The 21022-nt window shown below is 68.7% G+C and carries 24 protein-coding genes; 17 read left to right on the top strand and 7 right to left on the bottom strand.

Annotated features, from left to right (window positions below):
• Nucleotides 1-42: 42 nt before the first annotated feature.
• Entirely contained in the window at nucleotides 43-651 is a 609-nt protein-coding gene (locus tag OHS70_RS15670; RefSeq protein ID WP_328397878.1) for a TetR/AcrR family transcriptional regulator, read from the bottom strand.
• 129 nt (nucleotides 652-780) lie between these two features.
• On the opposite strand from OHS70_RS15670, the gene OHS70_RS15665 reads away from it, so the two are divergent.
• The 3 genes from OHS70_RS15665 to OHS70_RS15655 all read left to right on the top strand — a co-directional run bounded on the left by OHS70_RS15665 (nucleotide 781) and on the right by OHS70_RS15655 (nucleotide 3310).
• Nucleotides 781-1530 carry an SDR family NAD(P)-dependent oxidoreductase gene (locus OHS70_RS15665; RefSeq protein WP_328397876.1) on the top strand — a complete coding sequence of 250 codons (750 nt, stop codon included), beginning with the start codon at nucleotides 781-783 and terminating at the stop codon, nucleotides 1528-1530.
• A gap of 103 nt (nucleotides 1531-1633) precedes the next feature.
• Nucleotides 1634-2332, top strand: a complete 699-nt coding sequence (locus tag OHS70_RS15660; protein WP_328397874.1) for a type 1 glutamine amidotransferase domain-containing protein — start codon at nucleotides 1634-1636, stop codon at nucleotides 2330-2332.
• A 327-nt stretch (nucleotides 2333-2659) separates the two neighbouring features.
• Nucleotides 2660-3310 carry a class I SAM-dependent methyltransferase gene (locus OHS70_RS15655; RefSeq protein WP_328397872.1) on the top strand — a complete coding sequence of 217 codons (651 nt, stop codon included), beginning with the start codon at nucleotides 2660-2662 and terminating at the stop codon, nucleotides 3308-3310.
• A gap of 193 nt (nucleotides 3311-3503) precedes the next feature.
• On the opposite strand, the gene OHS70_RS15650 is transcribed toward OHS70_RS15655, so the two are convergent.
• The gene (locus OHS70_RS15650; protein ID WP_328405648.1) at nucleotides 3504-4058 is read right to left on the bottom strand and encodes a hypothetical protein; all 555 of its coding nucleotides are present in this window, start codon (nucleotides 4056-4058) and stop codon (nucleotides 3504-3506) included.
• A gap of 116 nt (nucleotides 4059-4174) precedes the next feature.
• Between OHS70_RS15650 and hemL the strand changes: the two genes are divergently transcribed.
• The 8 genes from hemL (at nucleotide 4175) to OHS70_RS15610 (ending at nucleotide 12408) form a co-directional block, all read left to right on the top strand.
• The gene (gene hemL / locus OHS70_RS15645) at nucleotides 4175-5500 is read left to right on the top strand and encodes a glutamate-1-semialdehyde 2,1-aminomutase (RefSeq protein ID WP_328397870.1); all 1326 of its coding nucleotides are present in this window, start codon (nucleotides 4175-4177) and stop codon (nucleotides 5498-5500) included.
• Nucleotides 5497-6171: a histidine phosphatase family protein gene (locus OHS70_RS15640; RefSeq protein ID WP_328397868.1), complete on the top strand. Its 675-nt coding sequence runs from the start codon at nucleotides 5497-5499 to the stop codon at nucleotides 6169-6171. Before hemL ends, OHS70_RS15640 begins: the two co-directional genes overlap by 4 nt.
• Nucleotides 6172-6328: 157 nt before the next feature.
• A complete protein-coding gene (locus OHS70_RS15635; RefSeq protein WP_328397866.1) occupies nucleotides 6329-7573 on the top strand; it encodes a hypothetical protein in 1245 nt (414 codons plus the stop codon).
• Between the two features lie 131 nt (nucleotides 7574-7704).
• Complete coding sequence (locus OHS70_RS15630) at nucleotides 7705-8304, top strand: TlpA disulfide reductase family protein (protein WP_328397864.1); 600 nt, start codon at nucleotides 7705-7707, stop codon at nucleotides 8302-8304.
• A gap of 4 nt (nucleotides 8305-8308) precedes the next feature.
• Nucleotides 8309-9073, top strand: coding sequence for a cytochrome c biogenesis CcdA family protein (locus tag OHS70_RS15625; protein ID WP_328397862.1), 765 nt, complete (start codon nucleotides 8309-8311; stop codon nucleotides 9071-9073).
• Nucleotides 9074-9078: 5 nt separating this feature from the next.
• On the top strand, nucleotides 9079-10767 hold the full coding sequence (gene resB, locus OHS70_RS15620) for a cytochrome c biogenesis protein ResB (protein WP_328397860.1): 1689 nt from the start codon (nucleotides 9079-9081) through the stop codon (nucleotides 10765-10767).
• Nucleotides 10764-11852 carry a c-type cytochrome biogenesis protein CcsB gene (gene ccsB, locus OHS70_RS15615; RefSeq protein WP_328397858.1) on the top strand — a complete coding sequence of 363 codons (1089 nt, stop codon included), beginning with the start codon at nucleotides 10764-10766 and terminating at the stop codon, nucleotides 11850-11852. Before resB ends, ccsB begins: the two co-directional genes overlap by 4 nt.
• A gap of 37 nt (nucleotides 11853-11889) precedes the next feature.
• On the top strand, nucleotides 11890-12408 hold the full coding sequence (locus OHS70_RS15610; protein WP_328397856.1) for an SRPBCC domain-containing protein: 519 nt from the start codon (nucleotides 11890-11892) through the stop codon (nucleotides 12406-12408).
• On the opposite strand, the gene OHS70_RS15605 is transcribed toward OHS70_RS15610, so the two are convergent.
• The 3 genes from OHS70_RS15605 to OHS70_RS15595 all read right to left on the bottom strand — a co-directional run bounded on the left by OHS70_RS15605 (nucleotide 12405) and on the right by OHS70_RS15595 (nucleotide 14601).
• Entirely contained in the window at nucleotides 12405-13373 is a 969-nt protein-coding gene (locus OHS70_RS15605) for an isopenicillin N synthase family dioxygenase (RefSeq protein WP_328397854.1), read from the bottom strand. The genes OHS70_RS15610 and OHS70_RS15605 overlap by 4 nt on opposite strands.
• A 189-nt stretch (nucleotides 13374-13562) precedes the next feature.
• Nucleotides 13563-14018, bottom strand: coding sequence for a nucleoside deaminase (locus OHS70_RS15600; RefSeq protein WP_328397852.1), 456 nt, complete (start codon nucleotides 14016-14018; stop codon nucleotides 13563-13565).
• Nucleotides 14019-14211: 193 nt separating this feature from the next.
• Nucleotides 14212-14601 (bottom strand): PLD nuclease N-terminal domain-containing protein, encoded by a 390-nt coding sequence (locus tag OHS70_RS15595; protein WP_328397851.1) that lies wholly within the window; start codon nucleotides 14599-14601, stop codon nucleotides 14212-14214.
• Between the two features lie 89 nt (nucleotides 14602-14690).
• Here OHS70_RS15595 and OHS70_RS15590 point away from each other — a divergent pair, with 89 nt between their 5' ends.
• Nucleotides 14691-16142, top strand: coding sequence for a menaquinone biosynthesis decarboxylase (locus tag OHS70_RS15590; RefSeq protein ID WP_328397849.1), 1452 nt, complete (start codon nucleotides 14691-14693; stop codon nucleotides 16140-16142).
• Nucleotides 16139-17041: a menaquinone biosynthesis prenyltransferase MqnP gene (gene mqnP / locus OHS70_RS15585; RefSeq protein ID WP_328397847.1), complete on the top strand. Its 903-nt coding sequence runs from the start codon at nucleotides 16139-16141 to the stop codon at nucleotides 17039-17041. Before OHS70_RS15590 ends, mqnP begins: the two co-directional genes overlap by 4 nt.
• Before the next feature lie 14 nt (nucleotides 17042-17055).
• Here mqnP and OHS70_RS15580 read toward each other — a convergent pair whose 3' ends face one another.
• Complete coding sequence (locus OHS70_RS15580; protein WP_328397845.1) at nucleotides 17056-17652, bottom strand: rhomboid family intramembrane serine protease; 597 nt, start codon at nucleotides 17650-17652, stop codon at nucleotides 17056-17058.
• 94 nt (nucleotides 17653-17746) lie between these two features.
• Here OHS70_RS15580 and OHS70_RS15575 point away from each other — a divergent pair, with 94 nt between their 5' ends.
• Nucleotides 17747-18448, top strand: coding sequence for a UbiX family flavin prenyltransferase (locus OHS70_RS15575; RefSeq protein WP_328397843.1), 702 nt, complete (start codon nucleotides 17747-17749; stop codon nucleotides 18446-18448).
• Here OHS70_RS15575 and OHS70_RS15570 read toward each other — a convergent pair.
• Nucleotides 18445-18591: a hypothetical protein gene (locus OHS70_RS15570; RefSeq protein WP_328397841.1), complete on the bottom strand. Its 147-nt coding sequence runs from the start codon at nucleotides 18589-18591 to the stop codon at nucleotides 18445-18447. The two genes, OHS70_RS15575 and OHS70_RS15570, sit on opposite strands and share 4 nt — an antisense overlap.
• A gap of 122 nt (nucleotides 18592-18713) precedes the next feature.
• Between OHS70_RS15570 and OHS70_RS15565 the strand changes: the two genes are divergently transcribed.
• The 3 genes from OHS70_RS15565 (at nucleotide 18714) to OHS70_RS15555 (ending at nucleotide 20996) form a co-directional block, all read left to right on the top strand.
• Complete coding sequence (locus tag OHS70_RS15565) at nucleotides 18714-19169, top strand: Lrp/AsnC family transcriptional regulator (RefSeq protein ID WP_328397839.1); 456 nt, start codon at nucleotides 18714-18716, stop codon at nucleotides 19167-19169.
• Between the two features lie 46 nt (nucleotides 19170-19215).
• The gene (mqnE, locus tag OHS70_RS15560; protein WP_328397837.1) at nucleotides 19216-20394 is read left to right on the top strand and encodes an aminofutalosine synthase MqnE; all 1179 of its coding nucleotides are present in this window, start codon (nucleotides 19216-19218) and stop codon (nucleotides 20392-20394) included.
• A 77-nt stretch (nucleotides 20395-20471) separates the two neighbouring features.
• On the top strand, nucleotides 20472-20996 hold the full coding sequence (locus OHS70_RS15555) for a GNAT family N-acetyltransferase (RefSeq protein ID WP_328397835.1): 525 nt from the start codon (nucleotides 20472-20474) through the stop codon (nucleotides 20994-20996).
• Nucleotides 20997-21022: the final 26 nt, after the last annotated feature.

The following is a 21022-nucleotide window of genomic DNA, read 5'->3' as shown; positions in this document are numbered from 1 at the left end:
GGCCCCCGCGCAGAGCCGCCGCTTCACGCGGTCCCGACGGGGTCAGCCTCCCGATCGGATCAGCCGGGCCGCGTCCAGCAGGGTCTTGTGGGCGGCCGTCGAGTCGTCCAGGTAGCCGGCTGCCATCGCGCCGTCGTACAGCATCAGCAGTGCACCGGCGGCCGACTCCGGGTCGGTGTGGCCGAGCCGGGTGAGCAGTTCCTGGAAGAGGCTGCGGATCCAGTCCCGATGGGACGTCACCAGGCCGCGGACCGGGTGGTCGGCGTCCGGGTACTCGGCGGCCGCGTTCATGAACGGCGATCCGCGAAATCCGCGCTCGCGGGCGTGTTCGGAGATCGCCTCGAAGATCAGGTCGATCGCCTTCGCGGGCGGGTGCGCGGCGGCCAGCGGTTCGGCCACTTCCTTGTAATAGGCGTCCTTGGTCAGCAGATAGGCCACGACCAGGTCGTCCTTGGAGGCGAAGTGCCGGTAGAAGGTCGCTTTCGTCACCCCGGCCTCGGCGATCAGCCGCTCCACGCCGATCGCGCGTACGCCCTCGTAATAGAACAAACGTGACGCGGCCCGGACCAGGCGTTCGCGGGGCGGCAGCTCACCGTCCTCCTTGGTCCCTCGACGCGTCGTGTCGGTGGTCTTCTGCCCGCTGATGCTCACTTCCCCATTGTGCCTTTGGCCCGGTCCTGAGCGGCCTGCGCCCCCATACGGCTCCCACCAAGAGGGCCATCTCCCCATATCCAGTACGGCCCGAGCAACGTGGCCGTTTCTCATCGAAAGGCTTGAACCATGACTCGTCTTGAAGGAACCGTCGCCCTGGTCACCGGGGCTTCCAGCGGTATCGGCCACGCCACAGCTCTTGAGCTTGCTCGCGAAGGCGCCTCCGTGGCCCTGGTCGGCCGGCGCGAGGACCGGCTCACCGACCTGGCCGCGGAGATATCCAAGGCCGGCGGGAAGGCCCTCGTCGTGCCCGCCGACATAACCGATGCCCAGATGGCCGCGGAAGCGGTCGAGCGGACCGTCGAGGGCTTGGGCCGCCTGGACACTTTGGTCAACAACGCCGGCCTCATGCTGCTCGGGCCTGCCCCCGGCACGGACCTGAACGACTGGCGGCGCATGATCGACATCAACCTCATGGGCCTGATGTACACCACTCACGCGGCCGTACCCCACCTGGTCAAGGCAGCCGCCGAGGAGCCGCGGCAGGTCGCCGACATCGGCTCGCTCGCCGGCCGCAACGCCTACGCCATGTCCGCCGTGTACAGCGCCACCAAGTTCGGCGTCGGTGCCTTCAGCGAGTCGCTGCGGCAGGAACTGGCACGCCAGCACGTCCGCGTGTCCGTCATTGAGCCGGGCAGCGTCGACACCGAACTGCGCACGCACAATCCGGCCGTCGTCCAGCAGTACATCGCCGCCTCCCTGGGCGACATCGAGCGGCTGCAGGGCCAGGACATCGCCGACACCGTCGGCTACATCGTCACCCGCCCCCGGCACGTGGCCGTCGCCGAGCTGCTCGTACGCCCCACCGAGCAGGTTTGAGCACCATCCCTGTGGCCAACTCCTGGCCCAGGGCGTTCCGGCGGGCGTTCTGCCGCACCTGGTCCCGAATGTGTCGTTGGCCCGCAAAGGAGACGTGGGAGAAATGAGACGGAAAAAGATTCTGGCAGTGGTGACCAATCAGGCCACCTACGGGGCGAGCAAGCACCGGACCGGCCTGTGGCTGGGCGAACTCGTCCATTTCTACGACAAGGCTGTGAAGGACGGCCACACCGTGGATGTGGTCAGCCCGGCGGGCGGCGAGGTGCCACTCGACCCTCGAAGCCTCGGCCGCTTGTTCGCCGACCGGACGGTTCGCAGCTATCTCGCCGACCCGGCCTTCATGGCCGCCCTGAAAGCCACGGCGTCTGTTGCCGACGCAGATCCGGACGACTACTCCACGATCTTCTTCACAGGTGGGCACGGCACTATGTGGGACTTTCCCGACAGCGCTGAACTGCACCGAAAAACCCAGGCCATCTACGCCGGCGGCGGCATCGTCTCATCGGTCTGCCATGGTGCCTGCGCCCTCATCAACCTGCAGGACGCCGAAGGGAATCCGCTCGTTCGGAACCGCACCGTGACAGGCTTCGCGACGGTCGAGGAAAGACTGGCCGGCGTGAAGAGCAGGGTGCCGTTCCTCCTGGAGGACGAGTTGCGCGCGAAGGGAGCCAAGTATGTGCGCTCCACTGTCCCGATGACGCCGCATGCCGTGCGTGACGGCCGCCTGATCACGGGCCAGAACCCGGTGTCCACCAAGGCCGTCAGCGACTTGATTCTCGGCGCCTTGGCTGAGTTCGAGTAACCAGTACGGAACCTGGGGCGCCCGCATCTGCGGGGGCGCACAAGAAGCTGTCCTGACCCACGAATCCAGACCGGTGTCCACGAGGTCCACGGCTGCGCTGGACGCCACCAGGCCATGGACCGGGTGGTCGGCGTCCGGGTACTCGGCGGCCGCGTTCATGAACGGCGACGGGTAGAAGATGCCGCGCCCTCCACGGCCGGCGTCGCACTTCCAGCCCTTCCGCCCTCAGCAGTGCCGGCCCTTGCGCCGTCAACGGGACCCCACCGCACATTGCCCCTGCACGCCGACACGGTCGACCACCCGCACACCCCGACAAGGGCATCCGACATGACCACCAGCACCGCGCACCGCACAGCCCGGCATTGCCGTCTCTGCAAGCCCCCACAGGAGCAGAACGACTACACCCTGTTCCTGCGGCAGTGGGTCCGAGCACCGGCCCGTATGGGGGCCATCGCTCCCAGCTCGCGGCACCTGGCCGAGGCGGTCTGCGCCCCGGTGCCCGAGCGCGGCGAGCCCGTCGTGGTGGAGCTGGGTGCCGGCACCGGACCGTTCACCGCCGAGATCCAGCGCCGGCTCGGCGGCCGCGGCCGCCACCTGGCCGTCGAGATCGATCCACTCCTCGCTCAGCGCCTGCGCCACCGCCACCCGGGGGCGGAGGTGATCCAGCGTGACGCCGTGCACCTGCGTCACCTGCTGGACGAGCGCAGCATCGAGAGAGCCGATGTGGTGGTCAGCGGCCTGCCCTGGGCACTCTTTCCCTACGCCGCCCAACACCAGCTGATGGACGCGACAGCCGCGGTGCTCGCCCCGGCGGGTGCCTTCACCGCGTTCACCTACCTCCACGCCGTTCCCCTCACCCCCGCCCGTCGGTTCCGGGAGCTGCTGGCCGACCGGTTCGAAGAAGTCGTCCCCAGCCGCGCCGTATGGCGCAACACACCCCCGGCCTTCGTCCTCCACGCCCGCAGACCCCGCCCGTAACCCCCTCTTCCGTCGTGGTCGGCGCTCTCCGGAGAGGCCGAGGCCGAGGCCGGGCGATCAAGGGTGGGTGCGTCGCTGGTCGGGGTCGGGTGCCCTCAGCTGGACCGATGTGCCCCGGCCGCCTGACGGCTCGTTCCGGCACATGACGAGGGCGGGGCCCGAAAACCCCGCCCGAAACCAGCGAAACCCCAGCTCAGGGCCACACCAGGCAATAAGGCTGATGCCCCGCCTCATGCAGACGATGGCTGAAATCCTGCCATTCGTGCAGCAGCTGATAGACGTTGAACGCGTCCCGCGGCCCGCCCCGGTCCGGGACCGTCGACCAGATGAAGGCAGCCGCGCCCACCGACTCCTCGCCGATGCCGCGTAGCGGGTCGACGACCGTCATGGGCAGCTTGACCACCGCGTAGTCGGGGTGCAGGACCACCAGCTCCAGCGGCGGAACCTTGTGCAGCGGCATGCCCTGAATGCCGGTGAGCACCATCGCGGCTATGGTCTCCGGCTTGATCTTGGTGAACATTCCGCCCATGCCGAGCTCGTCGCCGCCGAGCTCCTCGGGGCGCATGGAGATCGGCACCCTGGCGGCTGTGGCTCCGTCGGGCGCGCCGAAGTATTTGTAGGTCACCCCCACACGGCCGCTCCTGATCTCCGCGGGCCCATCCGCGTCGCCGCGCCGGTGCTTCCCCCGCCGGGCAGGCTCAGGACCCAGGTCGTCAGTCCCCTCGCCCACTCCGCCACCGCGATGCATATCTCCACCCGACCATTCGCAGCCCCCGCCGCGCAACCCGATCATCGTGACAGTGACCTCCCCCACGCCCGAGTGGTGAAACACCCGACCGCGAGATCGTCCGGGGCTCTGACACCATGGATTCCGTGAGCTTTCCCTATGACGCCCCAGTTTCGCAGACGCTTTTCGACCGCGCGTCCCTTGTGACGCCCGGCGGCGTGAACTCTCCCGTCCGTGCTTTCCGCGCCGTGGGCGGTACGCCCCGGTTCATGGTGTCGGGCACTGGTCCGTACCTCACCGACGCCGACGGGCGCGAGTATGTCGATCTCGTCTGCTCGTGGGGGCCCATGATCCTCGGGCACGCGCACCCGGCCGTCATCGAGGCGGTCCAGGCGGCGGTCGCCCGCGGCACGTCCTTCGGTACGCCCGGTGAGGGCGAGGTCGCCCTGGCCGAGGAGATCGTGGCCCGGATCGAACCGGTCGAGCAGGTTCGGCTGGTTTCGAGCGGCACCGAAGCGACGATGTCCGCGATCAGACTGGCTCGTGGCTTCACCGGCCGGGCCAAGGTCGTGAAGTTCGCCGGCTGCTACCACGGGCATGTCGATGCCCTGCTCGCCGCCGCGGGCTCGGGGGTGGCCACCTTCGCGCTCCCGGACACCCCCGGGGTCACGGGCGCCCAGGCCGGCGACACCATCGTGCTGCCGTACAACGACCTGGAGGCCGTGCACGCCGCCTTCGCGGCGCACCCCGGCGAGATCGCCTGTGTGATCACCGAGGCGTCGCCCGGCAACATGGGCGTGGTCCCGCCGCTGCCCGGTTTCAACGAAGGGCTCAGGGCCGCCTGTGAGAAGAACGGCGCGCTGTACATCTCCGACGAGGTGATGACCGGTTTCCGTACCTCCAGGGCCGGCTGGTACGGGATCGACGGCGTGAAGCCCGACCTGATGACCTTCGGCAAGGTCATGGGCGGGGGCTTCCCGGCCGCCGCGTTCGGTGGCCGCAGGGACGTCATGGCGCATCTCGCCCCGGCCGGTCCCGTCTACCAGGCGGGCACGCTGTCCGGTAACCCGGTGGCCACCGCCGCGGGCCTCGCGCAGCTACGCCTGCTCGACGACGCCGCGTACGAGAAGGTCGACAAGGTCTCGCAGGAGATCCAGGGCCTGGTGACGGACGCGCTCACCGAGGAGGGCGTGGCGCACCGGCTGCAGACGGCGAGCAACATGTTCTCGGTGTTCTTCACGGGTGAGGAGGTGCGCACCTACGAGGACGCCAAGAAGCAGGAGGCCTTCCGGTTCAACGCGTTCTTCCACTCGATGCTCTCCGACGGCGTGTACCTGCCGCCGTCCGCCTTCGAGTCGTGGTTCGTCTCCACGGCCCACGACGAGCGTGCGATCGAGCGGATCGCAGCGGCGCTGCCTGCCGCCGCCCGTGCCGCCGCCGGGGCGAGCGAGGTGTCCGCATGAGCGAGATCACCGTCGTCCACCTGGTGCGCCACGGCGAGGTGGAGAACCCCGACGGCGTGCTCTACGGCCGCCGCGCCGGCTATCACCTCTCGGAGCTCGGGCGGCAGATGGCCGACCGGGTCGCCGAGCATCTTGCGGGCCGTGACATCGCGCACGTCGTAGCCTCCCCGCTGGAGCGCGCCCAGGAGACGGCCACGCCGGTCGCCAAGGCGCACGGGCTGACCCTCGACACGGACGAGCGGCTGATCGAGGCGGGCAACGTCTTCGAGGGCAAGACCTTCGGCGTCGGCGACGGCGCACTGCGCAGGCCGGCCAACTGGAAGCATCTGACCAACCCGTTCCGCCCGTCGTGGGGCGAGCCGTACGTGGAGCAGGTCGTGCGGATGATGGGGGCGCTGGCCGCGGCCCGGGACGCCGCCCGCGGGCATGAGGCGGTGTGCGTCAGCCACCAGCTCCCGATCTGGATCGTGCGCAGCTTCGTGGAGCGCCGCCGCCTGTGGCACGACCCGCGCCGCAGGCAGTGCACACTCGCCTCGCTCACGACCTTCACGTACCAGGGCGACAGGATCGTCTCCGTCGGTTACTCGGAGCCGGCGCGCGATCTTGTTCCGGCGCATCTTCTCGCAGGTGCCAAACCCGTGAAGGGTAAGGCCAAGGCATTCGGCGCCTAGTTGTTCATGGTCGGTTAAGAGCTGATCAGAAAAATACGCATCCGCTCCAGGAACCTTTGTGTTCCTATCCTCATCTCAACCGGTGTCGGACATACTCCGGCACCGGCTTTGAGGGCTCTCCCGGACCAGAAGAGAGCACGGGGGTGGGGGCGGCGAGATGCGCGAGATCAGTCGAAGGGGTCTGCTCGGGGCGGGGCTCGGGGCCGCGGCCGCCATCGGGGCGGCCGGCTGCGGTTACGTCGGTGCCGAGCCGGGACAGAGCGGGCCGGCGGGCGGCGGCGACCCGGGCAAGGACGGCAAGCCGTCCCCCTCCAAGAGCGAAGGCCGGCTGATCGGGGACGGTTCCACCTCCGACACCGGAAAGCAGCCGCACCAGCCGAAGCGGCCCGAACCGCTCGAACCGGGCCAGACGCCCCCGCAATTCGTCATCTTTTCCTGGGACGGCGCAGGCGAAGTCGGCAACGGTCTCTTCCCGCGATTCCTCGAACTGGCCAAGAACCACGACGCGGCGATGACGTTCTTCCTCTCCGGCATCTATCTCCTGCCCGAGTCGAAGAAGACGCTCTACAAGCCGCCGAACAACGGCATCGGCGCGTCCGACATCGGCTATCTCACCGACGACCACATCAAGGACACGCTGAAGTACATACGCCAGGCATGGCTGGACGGCCATGAGATAGGTACCCACTTCAACGGGCATTTCTGTGCCGGTTCCGGATCGGTCGGCAACTGGTCGTCCGCGGACTGGCGCAACGAGACGGAACAGGCTGTGTCGTTCGTCACCCAGTGGCGTACCAACAGCGGCTGGCGCGACATCGATCCGCTGCCCTTCGACTACCGCAAGGAACTCGTCGGCGCGCGCACTCCCTGTCTGCTCGGCCAGGACAAGCTGCTGCCCATGGCCAAGCAGCTCGGCTGGCGCTACGACGCGAGTTCGCCCGGCGGCCGCCAGGTGTGGCCCGACAAGAAGATGGAGATCTGGGACCTGCCGCTGCAGCAGATCCCGTTCCCCGGGCATTCCTTCGAGGTTCTCTCGATGGACTACAACATCCTCGCCAACCAGTCGCGCAATTCGACCAACGGCGTACCCGCGAACTATCCGCGCTGGAAGAAGCAGGCCACCGAGGCCTATCTCAACGGGTTCCAGCGGGCCTACGACACCAATCGCGCGCCCCTGTTCATAGGCAACCACTTCGAGCAGTGGAACGGCGGTATCTACATGGATGCCGTGGAGGAAGCGATCAAGAGCATGGCCGGCAAGCCGGACGTACGGCTGGTGTCCTTCCGGCAGTTCTGCGACTGGCTCGATGTCCAGGACCCGCAGGTGCTCGCCAAGCTCCGCACACTCGAGGTCGGCCAGGCCCCGGCGGGCGGCTGGAACACCTTCTTCAACGCTGCCTGACACGCAGCGGTCTTGTGGTGGACCTGTCCCGGAGGCGTGGTGGGTTGCCCTCCGCGCCGGGTTTCCTCAGCATCTGCGGGCATCGAGGGGGGTGCGGAAGATCCCCGGCAGGGCCATGCGAAACTTTTCACATGAGCCTAAGCCGTGCCCCTCGCGCCGCCCTGCTGACCACCCTGGTCGCCGTCGGCGCGCTCACGTTGTCGGCCTGTGGCGACGGCGGGAAGTCGGGCGGCGGCGGTGACACGAACTTCGTCACCAACACCGGCGGCATCGACACCGTCGCCAAGGGGAAGCGCGTGGCGCCGAACAAGCTCGCCGGGGAGACCCTGGACGGCAAGCAGCTCGACGTCGCCGACTTCAAGGGCAAGGTCGTCGTACTGAACGTCTGGGGATCGTGGTGCGGGCCCTGCCGTGCCGAAGCGGCGTATTTCGCCAAGGTCGCCAAGGAGACCAAGGACAAGGGCGTCCAATTCGTCGGGATCAACACACGGGACACCGAGAAGGGCCCGGCGATCGCCTTCGAGAAGGATTACGGTGTCGGCTATCCGAGTCTGTACGACCCGATCGGAAAGCTCCTCGTCAACGGCTTCCCCAGGGGCAGCCTCAATCCTCAGTCCGTTCCGACCACGATCGTCCTCGACCGCGAGGGAAAGATGGCGGCGCGGTCGCTGAAGGAGCTCGACGACGAGGGACTCCGCAAGATGCTCGACCCGCTGATCGCGGAGAAGTGATCCTGTGGAAGTTCTCGCCGCGGCGCCCGGCGTGACCGAGACGGTGCGCGACGGGGCACTGGTGCTCGCGCTGCCCATCGCTTTGCTCGGCGGCCTCGTCTCGTTCTTCTCGCCCTGCGTACTGCCGCTGGTGCCCGGCTACCTCTCCTACGTCACCGGGGTCAGCGGGACCGACCTGGCGGACGCCCGGCGCGGCCGGATGGTCAGCGGCGCGTCCCTCTTCGTTCTCGGCTTCACGGTCGTGTTCGTCTCCGGCGGCGCCCTGTTCGGCTACTTCGGCAACACCCTCCTCGGACACCGGGAGATCATCTCCAGAGTCCTCGGTGTGCTGATGATCCTGCTGGGCGTGTTCTTCATGGGCCTGATGCCCTGGCTCACCCAGCGCGAATTCCGCTTCCACATGCGGCCCGCGACCGGACTGGTCGGTGCCCCGCTGCTGGGTGCCCTGTTCGGCGTCGGCTGGGTGCCGTGCGTCGGACCCACCCTCGCGGCAGTGAACGGGCTGGCTCTCAGCGAGGCGAGCGCGGGCCGCGGGGCCGTACTCTCGGTCGCGTACTGCCTGGGGCTCGGCCTCCCGTTCATCGCCGCCGCGGTGGCCTTCCGCAAGGCGCTCGGCGCGTTCGGCTGGGTCAAGCGGCATTACGTCTGGGTGATCCGGATCGGCGGCGGCATGATGATCGCGACCGGTCTGCTGCTGCTCACAGGTGCGTGGGACAGCCTTGTGCAGGAGATGCAGGGCTGGGCACAAGGCTTCCAGGTGGGGATCTGAGTTCGATGAGCAAGACCGAAGCGGCAGAGCAGCAGGACCTCGGCGCGGCCGGGGCCCAGTTGTCCACCGCGCCCGGCGAGGACAAGGACGGCATCGGAGGTCCGGCCCTCGGAGTCATCGGCTGGGCACGGTGGTTCTGGCGCCAGCTGACGTCCATGCGGGTCGCGCTGATCCTGCTGTTCCTGCTCTCCCTGGGCGCGATCCCGGGTTCTCTCATCCCGCAGAACAGCGTGGACGAGCTGAAGGTACAGGCGTTCAAGGAGCGGCACGACGTCCTCGCGCCGGTCTACGAGAAACTCCAGTTCTTCGACGTCTACAGCTCGGTGTGGTTCTCGGCGATCTACATCCTGCTGTTCGTCTCCCTCATCGGCTGCATCGTCCCGCGCAGCTGGCAGTTCGTCGGGCAGCTGCGCGGCCGGCCGCCGGGCGCGCCCAAGCGGCTGACCCGGCTGCCCGCGTACACCACCTGGCGCACCCAGGCCGAGCCCGAGCAGGTCCGCGAGGCGGCGCTCGTGATGCTGAAGAAGCGCCGCTTCCGCGCGGATGCGGCCGGTGACGCGGTTGCCGCCGAAAAGGGCTATCTGCGCGAAGCGGGCAATCTGGTCTTCCATGTCGCCCTGATCGTGATGCTGGTGGCGTTCGCCAGTGGCCAGCTGTTCAAGTCCGAAGGCGGCAAACTCGTCGTCGAGGGCGACGGTTTCTCCAACGTGCTTCCGATGTACGACGACTTCAAGTCCGGCTCCCTGTTCACGCCGGACGAACTGGTGCCGTTCAGTTTCAAGCTCGACAGCTTCACCGGTACGTACGCCAAGAGCAGGCCGCAGCGCGGCACCCCGCGCACCTTCGAGGCCGCCGTCACCTGGTCGAAGGGCACCGGCCCCGACCGCAGGTCCGTCATCGAGGTCAACAAGCCGCTGGTCGTCGACGGCACCAAGGTCTATCTGCTGTCGCACGGCTACGCCCCGGTCGTCACGGTCCGGGACGGCAAGGGCAAGGTCGTCTTCAGCGGCGCGGTGCCGCTGCTTCCGATCGACAACAACGTCACGTCGACCGGTGCCATCAAGGTGATGGACGGCTACCGCGACAAGAACGGCACGAGGGACCAGCTCGGCTTCCAGGCCTTCTTCGTGCCGACCTTCGCCGGCGCGGGCAACGGCAACATGTTCTCGCAGTTCCCGGGCCTGGAGTATCCGGTGCTCGCGCTCACCGGCTACCACGGCAGCCTCGGCGTCGACGCGGGACTTCCACAGAACGTGTACCAGCTCGACACCCGCAAGATGAAGCAGTTCAAGGACCCCAGCGGGGAGATCCTCAAGGCGCGCCTGCTGCCCGGCGAGACCATGAAGCTCCCGGACGGCGCCGGCTCCATCACCTTCGAGAACGAGGTGAAGGAGTGGGCGAGCTTCCAGATCTCGCAGCAGCCGGGCAACGGCTGGGCGCTGGCCGGCGCGATCGCCGCCATCGCCGGACTCGTCGGCTCGCTGTTCATCCAGCGCCGCCGGATCTGGGTGCGGGCGGTGCGCGGCGAGGACGGGGTCACCGTCGTGGAGATGGCGGGCCTCGGCCGGAGCGAGTCGGCGAAGCTTCCCGAAGAGCTGGCCGACCTGGCCGCCACCCTGCACGCGCAGGCGCCGACCGCGCCTGAACCAGTCGATGTACCCGCCGATGTTCCTGCCGAAGGGGCTGAGAAGTGACTCTCGCCGCCGCAACCAACGAGAATCTGGCGCAGATCAGCAATTACCTGATCTATTCGTCGATGGCCGTCTACACGCTGGCCTTTCTCGCGCACATCGCCGAGTGGATCTTCGGCAGCCGCAGCAAGGTGGCTCGTACCGCGGCCGCGCTGACCGCACCCGCGGGCGCGGCACAGCCCGCCGCCCCCGCGGTCCAGGTGAGGAGCGCGGGCGGTACCACCGTTCTGGACAAGCCGAAGGTGATCACGCGCGCCGTGAGCGGCACCCGTGACGTGCCCGACGGCCCCGGCGCGCACGGCGGCACCGAGAAGGGCGATCTGTACGGCCGGATCGCGGTGTCCCTGACCGTGCTCGCCTTCCTGCTGGAGGCGGGCGGCGTGCTCACCCGCGCCCTGTCGGTGCAGCGCGCGCCCTGGGGCAACATGTACGAGTTCTCCACGACCTTCTCGACGGTCGCGGTCGGTGTGTACCTGGCGCTGCTGCTGGCCAGGAAGAACGTCCGCTGGGCCGGACTGCCGCTGATCACCACCGTGCTGCTGGACCTCGGCTTCGCCGTCACCTACCTGTACACGGAGAGCGACCAGCTCGTTCCCGCCCTCGACTCGTACTGGCTGTGGATCCACGTCTCCACCGCGATCTTCTGCGGCGCGGTCTTCTACCTGGGCGCGGTCGGCGCCGCGCTCTACCTGTTCCGTGACTCCTACGAGCGCAAGCTGACGCTCGGCGGCAAGCCCGGCCGCTTCGCCACCTCGGTCATGGAGCGGCTGCCGGCGGCTGCCTCGCTCGACAAGTTCTCCTACCGCGTCAATGCGGCCGTCTTCCCGCTGTGGACGTTCACGATCATCGCGGGCGCGATCTGGGCGGGCGACGCCTGGGGCCGCTACTGGGGCTGGGACGCCAAGGAGGTCTGGTCGTTCATCACCTGGGTCGCGTACGCCGCGTATCTGCACGCCCGCGCGACCGCCGGCTGGAAGGGCCGCAAGGCCGCGTACATCGCGCTGGTCGCGTTCCTCTGCTTCCTGTGGAACTACTACGGCGTGAACATGTTCGTGAACAGCCTGCACTCGTACGCGGGCGTCGAGTGAGGTAGCGCTCACGCCTCGGGGGGGCGACGCTTGAGTCATGAGTCAGGCGATCCCCCAGGGAACCAGTGAGACCCGGGAAGACGGCACTCACCTCATGCGGTTCGAGCTGCGGCTGCCGCATCCGGTGATACGGGTATGGGCCGCCGTCGCCACCCCCGAAGGCCTGCCGACCTGGCTCTGCGCCGCCGACCCGCTCGAACCGAGAATCGGCGGCGCGGTTGTCCTGCGCTGGCTGAACGCCGACGCGGACGGCCGCCACACCGTCGCCGAAGGAACCGTCACCGCCTGGGACATGGAACGGGTGGCCGAGTACACGGTCACCGTGCACGGCCGGATCCGCTTCCACCTCGAACCGCAGGGCGAGGACGGCACCGTACTGCGCTTCACCAACGAGCTCGGGTGCACAAAGGACGTGCTTCTCGACTGTCTGGCCGGCTGGCACAACCACTTCGAACTGCTCGCCGACGCGCTCGGCGGGAAGCCGACCACGGACTGGTCGACCTGGACGCCCGAGCGCTGGGAGCAGCTGCGGGAGTCCTACGCCAAAGGGGCCTAGGAACCGCCCCGCGGCACCGAGATCGAATCCAGCTTGGCCCGCAGATACGCGTGCGAGTCCACCGGAGCGTAGGCGACCTGCCCCTTGGGCGCCGGAAGCGGCCTGACCACCGTGCCCGGATCGCACTCGTAGAAGTAGACCAGCGACATCAGCTCCTCGGACGGCTCGTCCGCGGGCGGCGGCAGCACCCGGTGGCGGCCGGACCGCCAGCGGTCGCCCGTCCAGCGCGCCATCAGATCCCCGATGTTGACGGTGAGGGCAGCCGGGTCGTACGGCGCGTCCTGCCAGCCGTCGTCGTCCGTGAACACCTGCAGCCCGCCGCGGCCGGCCTCGCGGTCCAGGACCGTGACGGTGCCGAAGTCGGTGTGCGGGCCGATCCGGAACTGGCCCGGCTGCGGCGTGCCCAGCGCGTGTCTGCTCGGGTACCAGTTGATGTTGAAACCCCAGGTCGAGTGGCCGGTGTGCCGGGTGAAGAAGGACTCCGGCTCGCCGAGTGCGGCGCCGAGCAGTTCGAGCAGCCGGTCCGACAGCACCCGCATCTGCGCGACGTACTCCGTGACGGCGGCCCTGAGCGCGGGTACCTCGTCCGGCCATGTGTTGGGCAGGAACCACTCCGCGTCGACCGCCGGGTCACCGGTCGGCTCGTCGGCCGCGAAGGACAGCGACTCCTTGAGGTCCGGCGGGGTCTCGACGCCTTCCGCGTAGGCGTTGGCCTCCGCGCCGGGGCCCAGCCAGCCGCGCTCGCCGACCCGTACCTCGTACCGCTCCTTCACGGCGGCCGGCAGCCCGAAGAACTCACGCGCGGCCGAACGGATCCGCCGGCGCAGGGCATCGTCGACGCCGTGCCCGGTGACCAGCAGGAACCCGGCCGACTGGAGGGCCAGGTCGACGACCTGGGCGGTCCGGGCGCGGGCCGCGGGGTCCGCGGTGAACCAAGGGCGCAGATCGATGGTGGGGATGGTCACCCCTCAACTCTCCAGCGCCCGGATCTGTCGGGCAAGGAACCCCGCGCCGGACGCCGCTTCGGGGCCCGGTCGGCGGTCCGTCCCGGAGGTGATCGGTCCTCTCCGGGACCGCAGGACGGTCGCCGGTGACCGTCACGCCGCCGCGCCGCCCCGGCCAGGTCACGGGACGTCCAGGAGGCTGACGGCAGGTCAGCCGTCCTCGCCGATGTCCTCGTTCCAGAGCTCGGGCCGGGCCGCGATGAAGTCGCGCATCATCGCCGTGCACTCGGGGTCGTCCAGCACCACGGTCTCCACGCCGTGTCCGGCCAGCCAGTCGATGCCGCCGTGGAATGTCGCGGCCTCGCCGACCACCACCCGGGAGATGCCGAACTGCCGCACCAGACCGCTGCAGTACCAGCACGGTGAGAGGGTGGTCACCATGGTCGTACCCCGGTACGACCGCTGCCGGCCGGCGGCGCGGAAGGCCGAGGTCTCCGCGTGCATGGACGGATCGCCGTCCTGGACGCGGCGGTTGCGGCCGCGTCCCAGGAGCGTGCCGTCCGCGCCGTACAGAGCGGCGCCGATCGGGATGCCGCCTTGGGCGAGCCCCGCCCTGGCCTCCTCGACGGCTGTCGCCAGCCATTGCTCGTACGTGCTGTGCGCCATGGGTTCGCTCCGTCCGGTGCATGCCGTCGGCAGGGCGTCCCACTGCCTCGTGGACCGCTCGCGTGCTCCGCCCGTAGCGTCGCAGGCGCGGCGTCCGGCACGGGGCAGCGACTTCACGTGGCGCCGCGCGTGGCGCCGTCCGGGGCGGGACCTGTCTGCCGGGACCGTTCCCGGCCCTCCGGAAGGCGGCCGGTCAGGACTTTTCGGAGTCGTCGCCCTGCTCGCGCTTCTTGAGCTCTTCCTCGCGGCGGCGCAGATCGGCCTCCCAGTCCTTGAGGAGGGACTCGTCCTTCTTGTTCTCCTCCTTGAGCGACTTCAGGAAGTCGGGGTTGTCGTCCGGTGCGACCCACTCCATGCGGTGGTTGCGGTGCCACTCGGAGGGCGTGCGGCCACCGGCCGGGGCGCGCCGCATCTTGCCGGCGGCGAACCAGACGATGGGCCCGACGATCCAGAAAAGCAGGATGATGATGACCCAGACCACCTTGGGAAGGTGCTTGGCCTCATCCTCGGGGGTGTTGAGGCAGTCGATGAACGCGTAGATCGTCAACGCCAGCGGCAGGATGTACAGCAATGCCCTGAACATGTGCGACAGCCCCCTGGAAGCAACGTGCAGGCCGTGTTCCACGGCCCCGGTGACGGCCCCAGGGTAACGGGTGACAGATACTTGGCCCTATGGCTTACGACGATCTTCGCTCCCTGCTCCGGGCATTGGAGCGCGACGGCGACCTGAAGCGCATCAAGGCCGAAGTGGACCCCTTTCTGGAGGTCGGGGAGATCGTCGACCGGGTGAACAAGGCGGGTGGCCCGGCCCTGTTGTTCGAGAACGTCAAGGGCTCCGCGATGCCGCTGGCGATGAACGTCTTCGGCACCGACCGGCGGCTGCTGAAGGCGCTCGGCCTGACGTCGTACGCGGAGATCAGCGACAAGATCGGCGGGCTGCTCAAGCCGGAGCTGCCGCACGGGTTCGTCGGGGTGCGCGAGGCGTTCGGCAAGCTCGGCTCGATGGTGCACGTGCCGCCGAAGAAGGTGAAGGACGCGCCCGTGCAGGAGGTGGTCCTGCACGGCGACGACGTCGATCTGGACCGGCTGCCCGCGCTGTTCACCTGGCCCGAGGACGGCGGATCCTTCTTCAACCTGGGTCTCACCCACACCAAGCACCCGGAGACGGGGGTCAGGAACCTCGGCCTCTACCGGCTCCAGCGTCATGACAAACGCACCATCGGTATGCACTGGCAGATCCACAAGGACAGCCGCAACCACTATGCCGTCGCCGCCAAGAAGGGGGAGCGGCTGCCGGTCGCGATCGCCTTCGGCTGCCCGCCGGCCGTCACCTACGCCTCGACCGCGCCGCTGCCGGGCGACATCGACGAGTATCTGTTCGCCGGGTTCGTCGCGGGCAAGCGGATCGAGATGGTCGACTGCAAGACGGTCCCGCTGCAGGTCCCGGCGAATGCCGAGGTGGTGCTGGAGGGCTGGCTGGAGCCGGGCGAGATGCTGCCGGAGGGCCCGTTCGGCGACCACACCGGCTTCTACACGCCACAGGAGCCGTTCCCGGCGCTGACGATCGACTGCGTCACGATGCGGCGGCGCCCGCTGCTCCAGTCGATCGTGGTGGGCCGCCCGCCGACCGAGGACGGTCCGCTGGGCCGGGCCACGGAGCGCTTCTTCCTGCCCCTGCTCAAGATCATCGTTCCGGACATCGTGGACTACCACCTGCCGGAGTCGGGCGGCTTCCACAACTGCGCGATCGTCTCGATCGACAAGAAGTACCCGAAGCACGCGCAGAAGGTCATGCACGCGATCTGGGGTGCGCACATGATGTCGCTGACCAAGCTGATCGTGGTCGTGGACGCGGACTGCGACGTCCACGATCTGCACGAAGTCTCCTGGCGCGCGCTGGGCAACACGGACTACGCCCGAGACCTGACGGTTGTGGAGGGCCCGGTGGACCATCTCGACCACGCCTCGTACCAGCAGTTCTGGGGCGGCAAGGCGGGCATCGACGCCACGAAGAAGCTCCCCGAGGAGGGGTACACCCGGGACGGCGGCTGGCCGGACATGGTCGAGTCGGACCCACAGACGGCGGCGAAGGTGGACCGTCGCTGGAAGGAGTACGGGCTGTGACCTCCACCGCCGCGGCCGTACCGCAGCCCGGACGCACCAAGGCCTTCCTGCGCCTGGTGATGATCGAGCACTCGGTCTTCGCGCTGCCCTTCGCGTACATCGCCGCCCTGACCGCGATGTTCCAGGCCGACCGGAGCGTGCGCTGGTGGACGCTGCTCCTCGTCACCGTCTGCATGGTGGGCCTGCGGACCTTCGCCATGGCCGCCAACCGGATCATCGACCGGGAGATCGACGCCCGTAACCCGCGCACGGCCGGACGCGAACTGGTCACCGGTGCCGTCTCCGTCAAGTCCGCCTGGACCGGGGCCGGGATCGCGCTGGCGATCTTTCTCGGCGCGGCGGCGCTGCTGAACCCGCTGTGCCTGGCACTGGCCCCTGTCGCGGTGATCCCGATGGTGGTCTACCCGTACGGCAAGCGGTTCACGGACTACCCGCACGCCATCCTCGGTCTGGCCCAGGCCATGGGTCCGGTCGGCGCGTGGATCGCGGTCACCGGGGAGTGGTCGTGGGACGCGGTGATCCTTGGACTTGCGGTCGGCGTCTGGATCGGCGGTTTCGACCTGATCTTCGCCTGCCAGGACGTCCAGGCGGACCGTGCCCACGGCGTGAAGTCGGTGCCGGCCCGCTTCGGCATCCCGGCGGCGCTGTACGGGGCCCGGGCCGCTCACGCCGTGACGATGGCGCTGCTGGTCTGGTACGCGCTCGCCACGGACGCGGGCCTGTTCCTGTGGCTGGGCCTGGCGATCGTTTCGGTGGCCTTCCTCTACGAGCACACGATCGTGAAGCCGCACGACCTGTCCCGCCTGAACAGGGCGTTCTTCACGGTCAACGGGTTCATCGGCATCGCGCTCTTCGTGTGCGCTCTGCTCGATCTGCTGGTGCGCGGTCTGACCGTCTAGGTCCTGTCCCGGTGTCAGCCCGCCGGCGAGGGGCAGGTGCGCCGCCGGAAGGCGAATGCCGCCCCTACTCCACCCAGCAGGCCGAAGAGGTGGGCCTGCCAGCTGATGCCCGCGTCGGTGGGCAGCACGCCCCACAGGATCGAGCCGTAGAGCGCCGCGATCACCAGGCCGACCACCACGTCCACGGCGTCGCGGTCCACGAAGCCGCGGACCACCACATAGCCGAAGAGGCCGAAGACGACGCCCGACGCGCCCAGTGAGACGGTGTCGCCGGGGGAGGTCAGCCAGACTCCCAGACCGGCGGCCAGGATGATCATGGCGACAACACCGGCGAAGCGGCGTATGCCGCGCAGCGCCGCGAGGAAGCCGAGTACGAGCAACGGGACCGTGTTGGCGGCGACATGGCCGAAACCGTCGTGGAGGAAGGCGGAAGGCACGATGTCCCGCAGCTCGCTCAGGTCGCGAGGAGTGACCCCGTACGGATCGAGGGCATGGCCGGTCGCGATGTCGATGGCCTCCAACGCCCAGAGCAGCGCCACCCAGGCCACCATCACCATGCCGGCCGTCTTGGCCCGCTCGGTCCCGCTCCGTTCGAGCTGCGTGTCTGCCATGACGGTCCCCCTGAGGTGATGCGCTTTCCCTCCCCCTCAACGTCCGGGGCACCTTACTCGGTTCCGGCCATCGGAGGCCGGATAGGCTCACCGTGTGGAGCCGCAGGAAGAGAACAGTCGCCGGCCGTGGGTCGTGGGAGTCTCCGGTGCTTCCGGCACCCCGTACGCCGCCGCCGTGCTGCGCGGGCTGATCGCCGCCGGTGAGAGCGTGGACCTTGTCGTCAGCCGGGCCTCCCGGCTCACTCTCCTGGACGAGACCGGCATCGCGTTCCGTGACGCCCACTGGCGCGACGACCTGCGGAACTGGCTGGCGCGGGGCGCCGACGGGAAGCCCGACACGTTCGCCGTTGATGTCGACGGCGTACGGCACTGGGCCGCGGGGGATCTCGCCGCCGGGCCGTCATCGGGGTCGTACCCCGTCAAGGGGATGCTGATCGTGCCCGCGTCCACCGCCTGTGTGGCGGGTGTGGCGCTGGGGCTCTCCAAGGATCTGTTGCAGCGGGCCGCCGGAGTGACCCTCAAGGAGCGGCGGAAGCTGGTCGTCGCCGTGCGGGAGACCCCGCTGAACGGGCAGACGCTGAAGCATCTGGTGACACTGGACGAGGCGGGCGCCGTGGTGCTGCCCGCCTCGCCGGCGTTCTACGCGGGGGCGACACACATCCAGGACCTGGTGGACTTCGTCGCGGGGCGGGTGCTCGATGCGGCAGGGGTCCCGCACCGGCTGTACCGCCGTTGGGAAGGAGAGCTGCGGGGGAACCTCCCGGCGGAGCGAGGGGGAGGTTCCGGAGGCGATTAGCGCTTCTTGGCGAGACGCGGCCGGCGCGTCCTGTCGACCCGGCGGGCGGCTTCCGGGTGGTGAGCACGCGAGCGGTTGGCCAGCTCCTGCAGCTGTCGCATGTGGGCGTAGGCCATCTCGATCGTGTACACGATGAGTGTCATCTCCTGTATTGATCTGTATGGATCGTCTGATCGTTTGAATGATTCGCAGGGTGTCGACCCTGCATGCCTTAGATTCTACACGTAAACTTGCGGTATCGCTGAATAATGGAAGGCTCAGGCATATGGACGCCGTGGATAGGCAGCTCATCCAGGCCCTGCGTGAGAACGGCAGGGCTTCCTACGCCGAACTCGGCCGGCTCGTCGGGCTCTCCGGCCCCTCCGTCACCGACCGCATCAACCGCCTCGAGGCCGCAGGCGTCATCACCGGCTACCGCGCCACCGTCGACGCCGCGTCGCTGGGCCTCGGCGTCACGGCCCTGATCGGTATCTCGCTCTCCGACGCCGCCGACCACGAGGACGTGGCGCGACGGCTGCGCGACCTCGCCGAGATCGAGGACTGCTGGTTCATCGCGGGCGACGACTCGTACATGCTCAAGGTTCGGGCGAACGACGTCGACGGGCTCGAGAAGACGATCCGCCGGCTCTCGGGGACCCGCGGGGTGTCCCGTACGCGGACGACGATCGTGCTCTCCACCAAGTGGGAGAACCGGGTCGGCGAACTGCCTGAGGAGAGCTAGGGATACGGTGGGCGGAGCCTGTTACGAGACACATGGGAGGCGGCCGATGACTGCATCTGTCCAGGATGTGGGCCTCAAGCGCGAGCTGGAGGAGAAGGTCCGGGCCGGTGAGCGGCTGACCCGCGAGGACGGCATCGCCCTCTACGAGTCGGACGACCTGGCGTGGCTGGGAGGTCTCGCCCACGAGGTGCGCACCCGTAAGAACGGCGACGTCGTGCACTTCAACGTCAACCGTCACCTCAACATGACGAACGTGTGCACCGCTTCGTGCGCGTACTGCTCCTTCCAGCGCAAGCCGGGCGAGAAGGACGCGTACACGATGCGTATCGAGGAGGCCGTCCGCCTCGCCAAGACGATGGAGAACGAGAACCTCACCGAGCTGCACATCGTCAACGGGCTCCACCCCAACCTGCCCTGGCGCTATTACCCGCGCTCGCTGTCCGAGCTCAAGAAGGCCCTCCCGAACGTCTCTCTGAAGGCCTTCACCGCCACCGAGATCCACCACTTCGAGACCATCTCCGGGCTCTCGGCCTCCGAGATCCTCGACGAGCTGATCGAGGCCGGTCTCGAGTCGCTGACCGGCGGCGGCGCGGAGATCTTCGACTGGGAGGTGCGGCAGCACATCGTCGACCACCGCACCCACTGGGAGGACTGGTCGCGCATCCACCGCCTCGCGCACGAGAAGGGCCTCAAGACCCCGTGCACGATGCTCTACGGGCACATCGAGGAGCCCCGCCACCGCGTCGACCACGTACTGCGGCTGCGTGAACTGCAGGACGAGACCGGCGGCTTCCAGGTCTTCATCCCGCTGCGCTACCAGCACGACTTCGTCGACATGCAGGACGGCAAGGTCCGCAACCGGCTCCAGGCGCGCACCAGCATGGCGACCGGGGCCGAGGCGCTCAAGACCTTCGCCGTCTCGCGGCTGCTGTTCGACAACGTCCAGCACGTCAAGGTCTTCTGGGTGATGCACGGCGTCCAGACCGCACAGCTGGCGCTGCAGCACGGCGCGGACGACATGGACGGGTCGGTCGTGGAGTACAAGATCACGCACGACGCGGACAACTACGGCACGCCGAACAAGCTCACCCGCGACGATCTGCTCGACCTGATCCGCGACGCCGGCTTCCGCCCGGTGGAGCGCAACACCCGGTACGAGATCATCCGCGAGTACCCCGGCCCCGACGCCGACCGGCGCGAGTCGCCGCAGCCCATGCGTATCTGAGGCGGCGCGGCGATGCGCCGTCTCGACCGGCGGAACCCCGGTGCATGCCGGGGTTTCCGTTTCCTACGATCGGCGCCATGGCCCTCACCTTCGAACTGGACCCCCGCGGCGGGCCCGCGCTCGGCCGCGGCGTCCTCGCCCTGTGGACCGATGTCTCCAACGCGGGCGGCGCCGTCGGCTTCGTGCCGCCGGTCACCGCGGACGACATCAGGCCTCAGTGGCGGCAGCATCTGACGGCCATGGCCGAGGGCCGCATGCGGCTGCTCGTCGGTTACGACGAGCACGGCGAGGTGGCCGCCACCGCGTTCCTCGCGCTCAACGCGCACCGGCTGATGACCCACTGGGTCTGGCTCTACACGGTGATGGTCCACCCGCGGCACCAGGGCAAGGGGTACGGGCGCGATCTGATGGCCGCGGCGGCCGACGCGGCGCGCGGTCTCGACGGCATCGAAGCGATACGGCTCACCTGTCGCGGCGGTACCGGCACCGACCGGTTCTACGCCTCCTGCGGCTACAAGGAGGTCGGGCGGGTGCCCGGCGCGATCCGCGTCGCCGAGGGCGACGACCGGGACGACATCATGATGCTGCTGCCCCTGAACTGATCCACCTGAGTTGATCCATTGGCGGC

Source organism: Streptomyces sp. NBC_00390 (assembly GCF_036057275.1).
Taxonomy (GTDB): Bacteria; Actinomycetota; Actinomycetes; order Streptomycetales; family Streptomycetaceae; genus Streptomyces.
This window is presented reverse-complemented; position numbering and strand designations above follow the sequence as displayed.